At 68.0% G+C, this 15,894-nt stretch carries 12 protein-coding genes; 10 read left to right on the top strand and 2 right to left on the bottom strand.

Annotated elements, in window-relative coordinates; translation table 11 throughout:
- Window positions 1–50 precede the first annotated feature (50 nt).
- Both DW306_RS10020 and DW306_RS10015 read left to right on the top strand, forming a co-directional pair.
- On the top strand, window positions 51–809 hold the full coding sequence (locus DW306_RS10020; protein WP_136055521.1) for an SURF1 family cytochrome oxidase biogenesis protein: 759 nt from the start codon (window positions 51–53) through the stop codon (window positions 807–809).
- Between the two features lie 241 nt (window positions 810–1,050).
- Window positions 1,051–5,691, top strand: a complete 4,641-nt coding sequence (locus DW306_RS10015; RefSeq protein ID WP_136055457.1) for an ExeM/NucH family extracellular endonuclease — start codon at window positions 1,051–1,053, stop codon at window positions 5,689–5,691.
- 72 nt (window positions 5,692–5,763) lie between these two features.
- On the opposite strand, the gene DW306_RS10010 is transcribed toward DW306_RS10015, so the two are convergent.
- Both DW306_RS10010 and DW306_RS10005 read right to left on the bottom strand, forming a co-directional pair.
- Window positions 5,764–6,387 carry a glyoxalase gene (locus DW306_RS10010; protein WP_136055456.1) on the bottom strand — a complete coding sequence of 208 codons (624 nt, stop codon included), beginning with the start codon at window positions 6,385–6,387 and terminating at the stop codon, window positions 5,764–5,766.
- Window positions 6,388–6,461: 74 nt separating this feature from the next.
- A complete protein-coding gene (locus DW306_RS10005) occupies window positions 6,462–7,265 on the bottom strand; it encodes a DeoR/GlpR family DNA-binding transcription regulator (RefSeq protein WP_136055455.1) in 804 nt (267 codons plus the stop codon).
- A 230-nt stretch (window positions 7,266–7,495) separates the two neighbouring features.
- Here DW306_RS10005 and DW306_RS10000 point away from each other — a divergent pair, with 230 nt between their 5' ends.
- The 8 genes from DW306_RS10000 to guaA all read left to right on the top strand — a co-directional run bounded on the left by DW306_RS10000 (window position 7,496) and on the right by guaA (window position 15,889).
- Complete coding sequence (locus tag DW306_RS10000; RefSeq protein ID WP_136055454.1) at window positions 7,496–8,797, top strand: sugar ABC transporter substrate-binding protein; 1,302 nt, start codon at window positions 7,496–7,498, stop codon at window positions 8,795–8,797.
- 86 nt (window positions 8,798–8,883) lie between these two features.
- Window positions 8,884–9,807, top strand: coding sequence for a sugar ABC transporter permease (locus DW306_RS09995; protein ID WP_136055453.1), 924 nt, complete (start codon window positions 8,884–8,886; stop codon window positions 9,805–9,807).
- A 2-nt stretch (window positions 9,808–9,809) separates the two neighbouring features.
- Window positions 9,810–10,655 carry a carbohydrate ABC transporter permease gene (locus DW306_RS09990; RefSeq protein ID WP_136055452.1) on the top strand — a complete coding sequence of 282 codons (846 nt, stop codon included), beginning with the start codon at window positions 9,810–9,812 and terminating at the stop codon, window positions 10,653–10,655.
- 47 nt (window positions 10,656–10,702) lie between these two features.
- A complete protein-coding gene (locus DW306_RS09985; RefSeq protein WP_136055451.1) occupies window positions 10,703–11,566 on the top strand; it encodes a ketose-bisphosphate aldolase in 864 nt (287 codons plus the stop codon).
- A 45-nt stretch (window positions 11,567–11,611) separates the two neighbouring features.
- Window positions 11,612–12,808, top strand: a complete 1,197-nt coding sequence (locus DW306_RS09980) for an ADP-dependent glucokinase/phosphofructokinase (protein ID WP_136055450.1) — start codon at window positions 11,612–11,614, stop codon at window positions 12,806–12,808.
- Window positions 12,805–13,782 (top strand): class I mannose-6-phosphate isomerase, encoded by a 978-nt coding sequence (locus DW306_RS09975; protein ID WP_136055449.1) that lies wholly within the window; start codon window positions 12,805–12,807, stop codon window positions 13,780–13,782. The genes DW306_RS09980 and DW306_RS09975 overlap by 4 nt, the downstream gene beginning before the upstream one ends.
- A gap of 50 nt (window positions 13,783–13,832) precedes the next feature.
- Window positions 13,833–14,306 carry a DUF3817 domain-containing protein gene (locus tag DW306_RS09970; protein ID WP_136055448.1) on the top strand — a complete coding sequence of 158 codons (474 nt, stop codon included), beginning with the start codon at window positions 13,833–13,835 and terminating at the stop codon, window positions 14,304–14,306.
- On the top strand, window positions 14,303–15,889 hold the full coding sequence (gene guaA, locus DW306_RS09965; protein ID WP_136055447.1) for a glutamine-hydrolyzing GMP synthase: 1,587 nt from the start codon (window positions 14,303–14,305) through the stop codon (window positions 15,887–15,889). The genes DW306_RS09970 and guaA overlap by 4 nt, the downstream gene beginning before the upstream one ends.
- Window positions 15,890–15,894 lie beyond the last annotated feature (5 nt).

Genomic DNA, 15,894 nt, shown 5'->3' with positions numbered 1-15,894 from the left:
GCGTCACCGTGACCACTCCCGCACTGTTCCCGCCGACCCTCCGCGAGGTGATGCTCCGGGGACGGTGGATCGGGATGCTGCTGCTGTGCCTGGTCGTCGCCGGCGTGTTCGCATGGCTCGGGCAGTGGCAGCTCGAGCGCGCGATCGAGACGGATCCGCCGCCGGCAGGAGCGACCGAGCAGGTGCGCCCTCTCGCCGAGGTCGTGGAACCCGGCGAGTACCTCCCCGAACCCCTCGTCGGTCAGCGGGTCGAGGCATCGGGGACCTGGGTCGAGGGCGACTTCCTCATCGTGTCGAGTCGCTTCAACGACGACGTCGAGGGCTACTGGGTCACGGGTCAGCTGCGCGTGGCGGAGCGCACCTCGATCGCGGTCGCGATCGGCTGGGCGCCCGACCGGAAGTCGGCGGATGCCGCGGTCGCGCAGCTCGACGCCGACGCCGCTGATGCCGAGGTGCGGATCAGCGGCCGGGTGATCTCGGACGAGGGGCCATCGGTTCCGCCGCGCACGGACCCCGAGCAGATGGACCGGATGTCGACGGCGGCGCTCCTCAGCCGCTGGCACGACACCGAGCAGCTCGACGTGTACCGTCCGTACCTCGCGTCGACGACCGCGATCGCCGGTCTCGTCGACATCTCCTCACCGGCCCCCGAGGAGCAGTCCCCGGTCAACTGGCTGAACATCTTCTATGCGGTCGAGTGGGCGATCTTCGCCGGCTTCGCGTTCTATCTGTGGTACCGCCTCGCGAAGGACGCCTGGGAGCGTGAGGTCGAGGAGTTCGACGACGCGCAGGGCGCGGAAACCGCCTGATCACGCGCGCATCTGCGCGTCTTCGCCCGCGCACGTGCGCACCGGAATGCCGGCATATGGACCTTCGTCGGGGGTCGTCGCGGACGTCCGGTGAGCGCTGGGTGACCAATCGGAAAACTCCATTGAGGATGTCCGAACCGCTCCGTATGCTCGCTCACATGTGTGCGGGCTGGGAGTTCCCGGTACGCGCCGTGACAGATTCATGAGAGATGTCGCACCACCGACCGAGGAGACCGCACCGATGATGTCCGCTCCAGAGGACGGGAACCGCATGGCTCCCGTCGCGCACCGTAGAAACAGGGGGCGCGTCGGCGCTCTCGCCGTGACCTGTGTGGCAGCGCTGGGCTTCGGCTCGCTGACCGCCGTGCCCGCGTTCGCGGATCCTGCCGGAACGGGGGTGGTGATCAACGAGGCGTACCTCTCCGGCGGAAGCGCGGGAGCCGCGTTCAAGAACAAGTTCGTCGAGCTGTACAACCCGACGTCCGCCCCGATCACCCTCGACGGCATGTCGCTGCAGTACCGGTCGGCGACCGGCACCGGCGCGTCGAACGGCGTGGCACCCCTCACCGGCGTCATCCCCGCGGGCGGCTACTACCTGGTGCAGGGCAACAGCAACGGCGCGAACGGCGCCGAGCTTCCGGCCCCCGACGTCGTCAGCACGCTGACGCCGAGCGGAACCACCGGCACCCTCGCGCTCGTCGAGGGCACCGCCGCCGTCACGCTCACGCCCGGCTCGGTCGCGGGCGTCGACGGTGTGATCGACGTGCTCGGCTACGGCACCTCCAACACGTTCGAGACGTCTGCCGCCACGGCGCCGGCAGGGAACACCGACGTCAAGTCGCTGAACCGCACGAGTGGCGTCGACACTGACGTCAACAGCGCCGACTTCACGCTCTCCGCGACCATCACCCCGCAGGGCACCGGCGGTACCGGTCCTGATCCGGATCCGGACCCCGATCCCGAGCCGACCGCGGCCACGATCGCCGAGGTCCAGGGCACGACCGACATCTCGCCGCTGAGCGGTCAGACGGTCACCGTCGAAGGCGTCGTCACCGCCGACTACCGCACCGGCGGCTACAAGGGCATCGTCATCCAGACGCAGGGCTCCGGCGGTGCATCCGACGCGACACCGGGCGCGTCCGACGGCGTCTTCGTCTTCCTCAACGCGCTGGCCCCGACACTCGCCATCGGCGACCTCGTCTCGGTGACCGGCTCGGTCAGCGAGTACTTCGGCCAGACGCAGGTCAACCCCGCCGCCGTCGCAGACGTCGAGGTTCTCGCCGTCGGCGCGGGCGTCCCCGCCGTCACGCCGCTCCCCGACACCGTGCGCGGGGCGGACCGCGAGCAGTACGAGAACATGTACGTCGCTCCGGAGGGCACCTACCGCCTGGCCTCCAGCCACCAGCTCTTCAACTTCGGCACGCTCTGGCTCAACGCCGGATCGGACCTCAACGTCAAGAGCACCGAGACCACACGTCCCGGCGACGCCGCTGCCGCCATCACCGCGGCGAACCGCGCTAACCGCGTGCTGCTCGACGACGGCTGGTCGATCCAGGTGAGCAACAACGGCCACCCCGGCGACCAGCCGTACTTCACCGAGGAGACGGTCGTCCGCAACGGCGACACCGTCGACTTCGGCGACAACGGCTACGTGCTCCAGTGGGGCTTCGACGACTGGCGGCTGCAGCCGGTCGTGCCGATCGACGACGCCTCCCCGGCAGACCTCAAGGTCGGTTTCGAGGCGACGAACCCGCGCACCGAGTCGGCCCCCGAGGTCGGCGGAGACGCCCAGGTCGCGTCGTTCAACGTGTACAACTACTTCACGACCCTGACGTCCGAGAACCCCGACGCCCGGGGAGCGGAGACGGCCGAGGAGTTCGCGATCCAGAAGTCGAAGATCGTCTCCGCGATCAACGGACTGGATGCCGAGATCGTCTCGCTCATGGAGATCGAGAACTCGGTGAAGCTCGGCAAGCCGATCGACTCGGCTCTCGAGGACCTCGTCGCAGGTCTCAACGAGGATGCCGGCAGCGACGTGTGGGACTACGTGCCCACGCCGGACGCCCTGAACGACGCGGCCACGACCGACTACATCACGAACGCGATCATCTACAAGAAGGACGCCGTCTCGACCGTCGGCGACAGCGCGACGATCTCGGATGAGACCGTCTGGGGCAACGCTCGCGAGCCGATCGCCCAGGCGTTCGACATCGACGGCCGCGTCGTCACGGTGGTCGCGAACCACTTCAAGTCCAAGTCGCCGCCCTCGGGTGCCGGTGCCGAGCCGGCCGACGGCCAGGGCTTCTTCAACGCCGACCGCGTCGCGCAGGCGAACGCGGTGCTGGCCTTCACCGCCGAGCTCGAGGAGACCACCGGAAGCAGCGACATGCTGCTGATCGGCGACTTCAACGCCTACGGCAAGGAAGACCCGATCGACGTCTTCACCTCGAACGGCTGGAGCGATCTCGTCGCCGACAAGGCTGCCGGACAGTACACGTACACGTTCGACGGCGAGCTCGGCTCGCTCGACCACGTGATCGCGTCTCCGTCGCTGGCCGCATCCATCACCGGTGCCGGGGTGTGGGGGATCAACTCGCCGGAGTGGAGCGACCGCGGCTACGCGTTCGGCGCCTCCGAGGCGGGCACGCCCTACCGCTCCAGCGACCACGACCCGATCATCGTCGGCGTCTCCTCGGAGATCCCGCCGGTGAGCATCGACGTCGTCACGGTCAACGACTTCCACGGTCGGATCGAAGCCGACGGTGCGGCAGCCGGTGCGGCCGTCCTGACGGGCGCCGTCAATCAGTTCCGTGCGGAGAACCCGAACACGATCTTCGCCGGAGCCGGCGACCTGATCGGCGCGTCGACGTTCACCTCGTTCATCAACGACGACAACCCGACCATCGACGCTCTCAACGCGGCCGGTCTCGATGTCAGCGCCGCGGGCAACCACGAGTTCGACCAGGGCTGGGAAGACCTGCGCGACCGCGTGCAGGACCGCGCGGACTGGGAGTACATCTCGTCGAACGTGTTCGTCACCGAGACCGGCGAGCCTGCGCTCGCACCGGCCTGGGTGAAGGAGCTCGACGGCGTCAAGGTCGGCTTCGTCGGCGCCGTCACCGAGGACCTCGACTCGCTCGTGTCGCCGGAAGGCATCGCGGACCTCGAGGTGCGCAGCATCGTCGACTCCGTGAACGCGGTGGCCGATGACCTGCGCGACGGCGACGAGTCCAACGGCGAGGCGGACGTCGTCATCCTGCTGGTGCACGAGGGCGCGTCGAGCACAGAGCTCTCCAGCATCACGGAGGACTCGCCTCTCGGCGAGATCGTCTACGGCGTCGACGACGACGTGGACGCGATCGTGTCGGCGCACACGCACCTCGCCTACAACCACGTCATCGACGGCCGCCCGGTCGTGTCGGCGGGTCAGTACGGCGAGAACCTGGGTCTGATGAACCTCCAGGTCGACCCCGAGACGAAGGAGCTGCTCTCGATTACCAACGAGATCAAGCCCCTCACCGCTGCGGGAGCTCCGCTGTACCCGGCGGATCCCGAGGTCGCTGCCATCGTCGCCCAGGCGAAGGCCGAGGCTGACGTGCTGGGTGCGGTCAAGGTCGGCGACATCACGGCCGACTTCAACCGCGCACGACAGACGAACGGGTCGGAGAACCGCGGGGGCGAGTCCACCATCGGCAACTTCGTGGCCGACGTGCAGAAGTGGTCGACCGGTGCCGACATCGCGCTGATGAACCCGGGCGGAATCCGGGCGAACCTCGCGTACGCCTCGACCGGAGCATCCGATCCGAACGGCAACGTCACCTACCGCGAGGCGGCGACGGTCCAGCCGTTCGCCAACACGCTGGTGACGCTGACGCTCACGGGTGCTCAGCTCAAGGGCGTGCTCGAGGAGCAGTGGCAGCCTGCGGGTTCGGCGCGTCCGTTCCTGAAGCTCGGCGTCTCCGAAGGGCTCGTGTACACCTACGACCCGGCCGGTGCGCAGGGTTCGCGGATCACGTCGATCACTCTCGACGGCACGCCGATCGATCCCGCAGCGAGCTACAACGTCGCCGCGAACTCGTTCCTCGCCGCGGGGGGAGACAACTTCCTCACGTTCAAGGAGGGCACGGGCAAGCGCGACACGGGCAAGATCGACCTGCAGTCGATGGTCGACTGGTTCGACGCCAACAAGACCGCGACCCCCGACTACGCCCAGCGTGCGGTCGGCGTCGCGGTCAGCCCGGCGGATGCCGACGGCTACAGCGCCGGCGACCAGGTGACGGTGTCGCTGTCCTCGCTCGCGTTCAGCGCGGGAGAGCCGGCTCCGGGTGAGGTGACGCTCTCGCTGGGCGGCGCGCAGCTCGCGGCCGGAGCGGTCGACCCCACGATCGTCGACACGACCGACGAGGTCGGGCGTGCGACGCTCACGTTCACGGTGCCGTCCGGCGTCTTCGGGGAGCAGCAGCTCACCGTCGCCGTCGCGAGCACCGGGACCACCGTGCAGGTGCCGTTCACGATCGCCGACGAAGAGCCCGCCGAGTTCGCGGGCACGATCGAGCTGGGCTCCTCCAAGGTGACGGCGGGCAAGAAGCTCACCATCACGGGTGAGGGCTACGAGCCCGGCGAGACCGTGACGGTCGAGCTGCGCCCGAAGAAGGGACAGGCCGTCGAGGTCGGCACGATCCGGGTCGGGGACGACGGCTCGTTCACCGCCTCGGTGACGGTTCCGAAGAAGACGCAGCCGGGCAAGTACACGGTCGCGGTCTCGCAGGCCGACGGTGACGAGGCGACAGCGTCGGTCACGGTCAACCGAGCCGGAGGGATCGGCGGCATCATCGGCGACATCCTCGACTGGCTGTGGGATCTGCTCACCGGATGGTGGTGATCCTGCTCGTGGGATGACAGGGCAGAGGCCGTCGGGAGAGATCCGGACGGCCTCTGCCGCTGTTCGGACGGCTCAGGAGTACACCTCCACGGGTGCCCAGGCGAATCCGTCGGGGTCGACCGCTGCTCCGAGCGCGCCGTTGACCGTGAGCCGGTGCGAGCCGGAGCCGGCAGCGGGCACGCCGGCATCCTTCGCCAGAGAGGCGTGACGATACAGTCCGAGCCCGATAGGACTCGTCCCCGTGTCGAACTGCACGTAGCTGCGACCGAAGCTCTTCGCGACGGGGATGCCGCGCTCCGTGTAGAAGGTCTTCGACGCGACGACGTCGTCGGCGCCGATGAGGAGGATGATCTCGTCGACGGAGCGGCTCGGGGGAGCGGTGTCCTTCTTGGCGGAGGTGGCGATCTTCCAGATCGCCCCATCGGGCGCCTGCACCGTGCCGCCCACGCCCCACAGCGACTTCGAGACGGGCTTGATCACAGTCGCCCCCGCAGCGGCGGCGGCGTTCACGAGGGCATGCACGTCGCCGGGCTGCGATACGACCAGGGAGAGGGTGTATCCGCGGAAGCCGGATGTGGCGGCATCCGATGCGCGGAATCGCAGACGGTCGCCCAGATCGAAGGCGGCTGCGTAGAAGGACTGGGCGGCCTCGACGTCGGTGACGTCGAGGGTGACGGAATCGATGATGGTGTTCATGTCCTCGACGCTACGGATGCCGCGCAGAGAGCACTTCTCGAATCCTGACCGATCGGATGGCGGACCCGCAGCGCTCAGGGCGTGAGCACCTGCACGTCGGCCTGTGCGAGGGCGGCGGCCATGCGCGGCGGCGGGGGAGCGTCGGTGATCAGGTAGTCCGCCCGCTCCAGCAGAGCGATCTGCGCGAAGAAGCGGCGCCCGAGCTTGGTGGAGTCCGCGAGGATGGCCGTGCGCTCGGCGCGCTGCATCATCTCGGACATCATCGCCGCATCGCCGAGGTTCGACGTCGAATACCCTGCCTCGTCGATCGCTCCCACGGCGATCAGCGCCAGATCGCAGCGGATGTCGACCTCGGGCCCTCCCGGCGTCATCGTGAAGGTGACGGGGCCCGTGGTCGCCTGCGTGATGGAACGCACCGCTCCGCCGAAGACGTACAGGTCGCGAAAGGCCGACGGCGAGAGCTCGCCGGGAATGCGGAGATTGTTCGTCGCGATCGTCAGGTCGTGGTGGTTCCGCAGGGCGCGGGCGACCGCGAGGGTCGTCGTGCCGGCGTTGAGCATGATGACCGAGCCGTCTTCGACAAGTCCCGCCGCGAGGCGCGCGATCCGCTCCTTCTCCTCGGTCTGCACCCGCATGCGCACGTCGAGCGCACGATCCTTCAGCGGTCCGCTCGCCGAGCTGACGGCACCGCCGTGCGTGCGCACGAGCACGCCCTCGCGATCGAGCTGATCGAGATCGCGGCGGATCGTGTCGATGGAGACGCCGAAGTGCTCGGCGAGATCGCCGACGGTGACCTGTCCGGTCTGCTCGACGTAGCTGGCGAGATCGGCTTTTCTGCCCGCGGGGAGTCGGCGTCGCGCCGTTCCTGAAGCATCCATGCCCTCATCTTTAGCACATTCGCCGCATGAACACGGCATAGTCATGCAGAAAACAGCAACTCAAGCGGGTGGTCCCCGTCCGCGCCGTGACGTGGCATTCCAGGCCTGAACGCGGAAAACACCCCAAACTCCTCCTTGACGACCATGCAGATGTCGGCATAACATGGCTCAAAACCGCATGAACAAGCATTGAAGCGCGTGATGCGGCACGATCTCGAAGAGGAGAAGTGATGAGCACAGTGGGACGAGGGCGCAGACGAACCCGGAACATCGTCGGCGCCGCGACCGCAGCGGTTACCCTTCTGGCCGTGGCGGGCTGCGCGCCCAGCACGACAGGCGATGGTGGCGGCGACGACGGCGGAGACGTCACGATCGAGTTCGCCCAGTGGTGGGAACCGGAGCTGCCCGACGGCGAGTTCCGCGCGCTCATCGACAAGTTCGAGGAGGCGAACCCCGACATCACGGTCAAGCTGGTCAGCGGACCGTACGCCTCGACCAAGGAGCAGCTCTTCGCCGGAGCGGCATCCGGAACCATGCCCGACGTCGTCGGTCTCGACGGCGCCTGGGTCAACGACTTCGCCTCGCAGGGCGTCATCGCTGATCTCACCGCGCTGATGGAGGAGAACGACTACGACGACAGCCAGCTCGCGAGCCAGATCCAGGTCGACGGCAGCACCTACATGATCCCGGTCGTGAACTTCGTCTACCCGATGTTCACGAACGACGATCTGCTGGCCCAGGCCGGCGTCGACGCGCCGCCGACCAACCGCACCGAGTTCGCGGATGCCGCGGCCAAGGTCTCCGCGCTCGGCGGCGACGTCTCCGGCTGGGTGCTCCCGCTGTCGCTCGAGACGCCGAACGGCGTGCAGAACGACGTGATGTCGTGGGTGTGGGCATCGGGCGGATCGATGCTGAAAGACGGTCAGCCCGACCTGACGAACGACGATGTCACCTCCGCGGTCGACTACATCGGCGGCCTCTGGGACGACGGCGTCATCGCCTCCGGATCGTTCACGATGAAGGAGCAGGACAAGGTCGAGGAGTTCACCAACGGTCGCGCGGGCATGATGATCGACTCGCTCGCGCACATCAACCTCATCCGCGAGACCAACCCCGACCTGAAGTTCTCGATCTCCGCGCTTCCCGCGGAGGACGGCTACGACGGCGAACGAGGCATCCCTTACGCGTCGTGGGGGATCGGCGTCGCCGAGAACTCCGAGCACAAGGACGCCGCGTTCAAGCTCGTGTCGTTCCTGATGAGCGAGGAGACGAACTCCGAGCTGTCGACCATGGCCAACGCCTTCCCGGGCAACTCGGAATCGGTGCCGGCCTTCGTCGAGGACGACGAGCTGTTCAAGAAGGCGTTCGAGATCTACCAGGCGGGCTACCCGGCGAACGAGTTCACCGGTCTCCCTGTCGCGGAGGAGCTCATGCGCCAGCTCGGCGAGCAGCTGCAGTCCGCGTTCGACGGACAGCAGTCGATCGACGATGCGCTCAAGAAGGCACAGGAGGCCTGGAAGGCGGAGTTCTGATCTCCCACCTCCCGCCTCCCGCATGAACGGGGTGCCGCACCGCCACGGCGGTGCGGCACCCGACCAACCAAGGAGCACCGGTTCCCATGAGCCTCAGAACGACCGACGACACCGAGGTGATCGTCACCGGAGTGCCGCTGTCGCGCCGGCGACGTCAGCTGCGCAAGACCACCGAGTCCTACGCCTTCCTCTCGCCCACGATCATCCTGCTGCTCGTGCTGATGATCGTGCCGATCATCATGGTGATCGGGTACTCGTTCCAGGACAACGTCATCCTGAACAAGTCGCCCGAGTTCGTCGGCATCGCGAATTTCGTCGAGATCCTCGGCGATCCCGGCTTCTGGAAGGCGACCGGCAACACCCTCGTCTTCACCATCGGCAGCGTGATCGCGCACCTGATCCTCGGCCTCGGCTTCGCGATGATGCTGAACAGCACGCTCCTGCACCATGCGGCCCGCGCGATCTTCCGGGCCCTCTACGTTCTGCCGTGGCTCTTCACCGTCGCGGTCATCGCCGTCCTCTGGCGCATGCTGCTCGCGCCGAACGGCGTCATCAACTTCCTGCTGAACACCGACATCGAGTGGCTCGCGTCGCCGCAGCTCGCGCTCGGCACGATCACGTTCATCAACATCTGGGCGGGCTACCCGTTCTTCATGGTCAGCCTGCTCGCCGGCCTGCAGGGCATCCCCGGTGAGCTGAACGAGGCGGCGACCGTCGACGGAGCCAGCGCGATCCAGCGGTTCTGGAACGTCACCATCCCGCAGCTGCGGCCGATCATCATCAGCCTCGTGCTTCTCGACCTGATCTGGACGTCCCAGCAGTTCGCCCTCATCTGGATGACGACGGGCGGCGGACCGATCGACGTGACCGAGGTGCTCAGCACCTTCACATACAAGCTCGCGTTCGCCAAGTACGACTTCTCGCTCGCCGCGACCTCGGCCGTGCTCGTGCTGCTGATGTCGATGGTGCTCGCCGTGTTCTACGTCCGTCACCAGAAAGCGAGGGACTGACCATGGCTCTCACCGTCAAGAGCCGGCGCCGGGTCGCCACCGCGGGTGTGTCCATCGGCCTCATCATCGGCGCGGTCTTCGCCGCAGGCCCGGTGCTCTGGATGCTGTCGAGCTCGTTCAAATCGAACACGCAGATCTTCGAGCTGCCCCCGCGGCTGCTCACCGACACGTTCTCGTTCGACGCGTACACCGCGATCTTCACGAACCCGGAGACGATGCGGTTCTTCCTGAACAGCTACATCGTCGCCGGGGCGGTCACGATCCTCACGCTCATCGTGGCGATCCAGGCGGCGTACGCCTTCAGCCGATTCGAGTTCCGCGGCAAGCGCATCCTGAACGTGGTGATCGTGAGCGTGCAGGCCGTGCCGCCGATCACGCTGCTGATCCCGTACTTCGGGCTCATGGTGGCTCTCGGTCTCTACAACTCCTACGCGGGGCTCATCCTCACCTACATGGTGTTCACGCTGCCCTACGCGATCATCATGATGACGGGCTACTTCAACACGCTGCCGCGCGAGCTCGACGAGGCCGTGCGGGTGGACGGCGCCGGATCCATGACCGCTTTGTGGCGGATCCTCGTCCCGATCTCGGTGCCGGGCATCGTGTCGGTCGGCATCTACACGTTCATGATCGCGTGGAACGAGTACCTGTTCGCGCTGACTCTGACGCGCACGATCGACATGCGCACCGTCCCGATCGGCATCCAGCTGCTCATGGGCCAGCACTCCTACGAGTGGAACCAGATCATGGCGATGAGCGTGCTCGGCTCCATCCCCGTGCTGCTGCTCTTCCTCTTCTTCCAGCGCTACTTCATCAGCGGGCTGACCGCCGGCTCCGTGAAGAGCTGACCGCCGTCCGACCGGACCCACGACCAACACGAAAACAGGAGAAACACGTGCTCTACACCGGTAAATCCATCCTCGACGTCGCCAACGAACACAACTTCGCGATCCCGGCGTTCAACATCAGCGACTGGGCGATGTTCAACGGCATCATCGACATCAGCGAGGAACTGAACGCCCCGGTCATCATCGCGATCCACCCCGACGAGGTCTCGCACATCACGACCGATCTGATCCCGGCGATGCACTCGCGTGCCCACCGGGCGAGCGTGCCGGTCGCGATCCACTGGGACCACGGCGGCACGTACGAGCAGATGATCACGGCATTCCAGGCCGGCTTCACCTCGGTCATGATCGACGCGTCGCTGCTGCCCTTCGACGAGAACGTCGCGCTCACCCGCAAGGTCGTCGAAGCCGCGCATGCCGTCGGCATCCAGGTCGAGGGAGAGCTCGGCACGATCGGCGCCAACGACAGCTACGGCGAGTCGGGCGCGGCCGAGATCATCTACACGAACCCCGACGACGCCGTGCGCTTCGTCGAGGAGACCGGTGTCGACAGCCTCGCCATCGCGATCGGCACCTCGCACGGGCTCTACCCGGCCGAGAAGAATCCCGAGCTGCGCCACGACCTGCTCGAGCAGATCAAGGCGGCCGTCGGCATCCCGCTCGTCCTTCACGGCGGTTCGTCGAACCCCGACTCCGAGCTGCGCCGCGCGGTGGAGCTGGGGGTCAACAAGATCAACATCTCCAGCGACATCAAGGTGGCGTACCACAACCGCATGCGTGAGATCCTCGGCACCGACGAGCGTCTGCGCGAGCCGAACGCGATCCAGCCCGAGCCGATCGCCGCCATGAAGGCCACGGCGGCTGAGAAGATCAAGCTGTTCGGTGCAGACGGCAAGGCCTCTCTGTACTGACGCACACGATTCGACGGGGAGGGCGCTCAGCGGATGATCGGCGGCGTGGACAGGAAGCTGGTGCTCGGGCTCGGGGGAACGGTCGACTACGAGCTGCGGTGGGATTCCGCCGTGCTCGAACGGCTCGCCCGCGAACACGATGTGCGCATGCGCGATCTGACCACCACCGCATCGATCGACGACGAGCGCTCTCTCCTGCTCACGGTCCTCGCCTTCGCGGCGACAGGCGCGGGGGCGGAGCGGTTCGTCGCGTCGTCCGACGTCATCGAACGCTTCGCCGCGCACTTCGAGGTCGCTGTGACCCTCGGCGGCACCGGCGTGCGGGCGGGGCTGGTGCTCGACAGCCTCGGCATCCCGAGCGTGCAGCATCTGGTGAGCATCGACGACAACGTGCGTCGGCTGCTGCCCGAGAGCATCTCGATCGTGTCGTCGGCCGAGCGCGACACGCTCGATCCGCACCTCATCGTGCAGTTCCCGGCGGATGCCCGCGTACGGCTCGCGGACGGTGAGGTCGTCTCTCCCGGAGCCAACCGGCTCATCTTCGCCAACGACCCGCCGAACAGGGCGATGGCCATCGCCCCGGCGCTGGCCGATGCGCTCGAAGGAGCATCCGCGTTCCTCATCTCCGGGTTCAACACCATGCAGGACCACGACCTCCTCGTGCAGCGGCTGGACGACCTGGCGGCGGCGATGCGCGACCTCCCCGGCGATGCCCTCGTCTATTACGAGGACGCCGGCTTCTACACGCGCGCCTTCGCGGAGACCGTGCGGCGCCGTCTGCTGTCCGGCATCCACGTCTACGGAATGAACGAGGACGAGCTGCAGGAGTACCTGGGTCGAGCGGTCGACCTGCTCGATCCCGATGAGGTGATCGGGGCGCTCGGCGAGATCCGTGCGCTCATCCCCGTCCCCGCGCTCGTGGTGCACACGCGGTACTGGGCGCTCGCCGTCGGGCCGGATGCCGCGCGCCACCGTGCGGCGCTCGACAGCGCGGTGCGGGTGGCGGCCACCCGCTTCCGCCTCGGCGACGGTTTCACGCGTGCCGACGCGGCGCAGACCGCCGCGATGAACCGCCACGCGCGAGGAGCCGCTCTCGTGGAGGCCGTCGAAGACGCGATGATGGATGCCGTCGGGGTCGCCGCCTTCTCGCTCGATGTTCCCTCGCCGACGACCATCGGACTCGGCGACACCTTCGTGGGCGGATTCCTCGCCGCCCACTCCCGGAACGGAGCGCCGTCGTGAACCCCATCGTCCTGCCGAGCAATCGTCCGCCCGAGCGCTTCTACCGCGGCGGCGCCCGCATCTCCGCGTTCCGCGGCGAGCCGGCATCCGCGCCGCGCGAGCCGGAGGACTGGGTCGGCTCCACGACGACCATCCGCGGCGAGGAGTCGCTCGGTCTGACCACCCTCCCGGACGGACGGCTGCTGCGCGACGCGATCGAGGCCGATCCCGCGGGGTGGCTCGGCGAGGCGCACGCGAAGCGCTGGGGCTCCGACGCCCGCCTGCTGGTGAAGATCCTCGATGCCGGGCAGCGTCTGCCCGTGCACGCCCATCCGCACGACGACTTCGCCGCCTCCCACCTGGGGCGTGCGCACGGCAAGGCAGAGGCCTGGTACATCCTCGAGGGCGGCACGGTGCACGTCGGCCTGCGGGACGACGTCGCGGCGGAGACGCTCGCCGACCTCGTCGCGCGCCAGGACGTCGACGGTCTCCTCGCTTTGCTGCATCCCATCGAGGTCGCGCCCGGCGATGTGGTCTGGGTGCCGCCCGGCGAGCTGCACGCGATCGGCGCCGGCGTGCTGCTGCTCGAACTGCAGCAGCCGGAGGACCTGTCGATCCTGCTCGAATGGGAGGGGTTCGAGATCGACGGACCGGGGGAGGGCCACCTCGGCCTCGGCTTCGATCTCGCGCTCGCCGCAGTGACCAGGACGGCCCGGAGTCCCGCCGAGATGGGAGCGCTCGTGCACGCGGCGCCGCCGTCGGGTTCGGTGTTCCCCCGCGATGCCGACGGATACTTCCGTCTGATGCGGATGCCGGTGCACGGCGCCGCGGTGATCGAGCCGGGATTCGCGATCGTGGTGGTGGTCAGCGGCGCGGTCGCCCTCGCCGGTCAGGCGCTCGCCGCCGGGGCGACGGTGCTCGTGCCCGCGGCGGCCGGGCGTCTCGAGGTCAGCGGAGCCGGCGAGCTGCTGGTCGCTCGTCCGCCGGCGCCGTGAGCGCTCTCCCCGGGCGTCGATCCGCCTTTCACGCCGTCTAGACTGGACTCATGCCCGAACCGAAAGTCGCCAGCTTTCCGGCGATCCGCGGTGCGCTGAAGTTCTACCAGATCGCGTCGATCATCACCGGAATCATGCTGCTCCTGCTGGTCGCCGAGATGGTGCTGAAGTACACGCCGATCCATCTCGAGCTCTTCGCCGGCGGTTCCGGCGGGGCGCTCTGGTTCGCGCCGGTCGTCGAGGGTCCTGAGGGCCTCGAGTCGACCGGAGACGGCGTCAACCTGTCGCTGTCGATCCTCGTCGCGCACGGCTGGTTCTACGTCGTGTACCTCTTCGCGTGCTTCCGCATGTGGAGCCTGATGCGCTGGCCGTTCCTGCGCTTCATCCTGCTCGCGCTCGGCGGAGTCATCCCGCTGCTCTCCTTCATCATGGAGACGATCGTCGCCCGCGACGTGAAGACCTATCTCGCCACCAGGGAGGCGGCCGAGGCCGCCCCCGCCACCGCCCCGGAAGGTGTCCGTTGACCGAGCATTCCGAGACCGAGCAGCGTCCCGCGCTCGTCGTCGACTTCGGCGCGCAGTACGCGCAGCTGATCGCCCGCCGCGTGCGTGAGGCCGGCGTCTACAGCGAGATCGTGCCGCACACCGCGACGGCCGAAGAGATCGCGGCCAAAAACCCCGTCGCCATCATCCTCTCCGGAGGACCCTCGTCGGTCTACGAGGAGGGCGCTCCGCGCCTCGACCCCGCCGTCTTCGACCTCGGCGTCCCGACCCTCGGAATCTGCTACGGCTTCCAGTACATGGCGCAGACCCTCGGCGGCGAGGTCGCGCACACCGGCCTGCGCGAGTACGGGGCGACGGATGCCGTCATCTCGGGCGACGGCGGAACCCTGCTCGGCGGGCAGCCGGCCGAGCAGAACGTGTGGATGAGCCACGGCGACCAGGTCGCCAAGGCGCCCGAGGGCTTCGAGGTGCTCGCCACCACCGATGCCACCAAGGTCGCGGCCTTCGCGAACGAGGAGCGCGGCTTCTACGGCGTGCAGTGGCACCCCGAGGTCAAGCACTCCGACCACGGGCAGCGGGTGCTGGAGAACTTCCTGCACAAGGGAGCCGGCCTCGCCTCCGACTGGAACAGCGGCAACGTGATCGCCGAGCAGATCGAGCGCATCCGCGAGCAGGTCGGCGACGCCCGCGTCATCTCCGCCCTCTCCGGCGGTGTCGACTCCGCCGTCTCGACCGCCCTCGTGCACAAGGCGATCGGCGACCAGCTCACCGCGGTCTTCGTCGACCATGGCCTCCTCCGCAAGGGCGAGCGCGAGCAGGTCGAGAAGGACTACGTCGAGTCCACCGGCGTCCGGCTCATCACGGTCGACGCCGCCGACACCTTCCTCGGTCACCTCAAGGGCGTCACCGACCCCGAGGAGAAGCGCAAGATCATCGGCCGCGAGTTCATCCGCGCGTTCGAGAAGGTGCAGCTCGACCTCGTCGCCGAGGCGAAGGCCTCGGGTGGCGCTCCGGTGAAGTTCCTCGTGCAGGGCACGCTCTACCCCGACGTCGTCGAGTCCGGCGGCGGCGCAGGGACCGCGAACATCAAGTCGCACCACAACGTGGGCGGCCTCCCCGACGACCTCGACTTCGAGCTCATCGAGCCCCTGCGCGCCCTGTTCAAGGACGAGGTGCGGGCGATCGGCCGCCAGCTCGGCATCCCCGAGGCCATCGTCGGCCGCCAGCCGTTCCCCGGCCCCGGTCTCGGCATCCGCATCATCGGCGAGGTGACCGCCGACCGTCTCGAGATCCTCCGTGAGGCCGACGCGATCGCCCGCGAGGAGCTCACCAAGGCCGGCCTCGACCAGGAGATCTGGCAGTGCCCGGTCGTGCTCCTCGCCGACGTCCGCTCGGTGGGCGTGCAGGGCGACGGCCGCACCTACGGTCACCCGATCGTGCTGCGCCCCGTCTCGAGCGAAGACGCGATGACGGCCGACTGGACCCGACTGCCGTACGACGTGCTGTCGAAGATCTCGAACCGCATCACGAACGGCGTCCGCGACGTCAACCGCGTCGTGCTCGACGTGACGTCGAAGCCGCCGGGGACGATCGAGTGGGAGTAGGGGAC

It is taken from the genome of Microbacterium sp. K24 (assembly GCF_004794465.1).
Classification (GTDB): Bacteria; Actinomycetota; Actinomycetes; order Actinomycetales; family Microbacteriaceae; genus Microbacterium.
The sequence above is the reverse complement of the archived record's forward strand: the minus strand, read 5'-3'. Positions and strand labels throughout refer to the sequence as shown.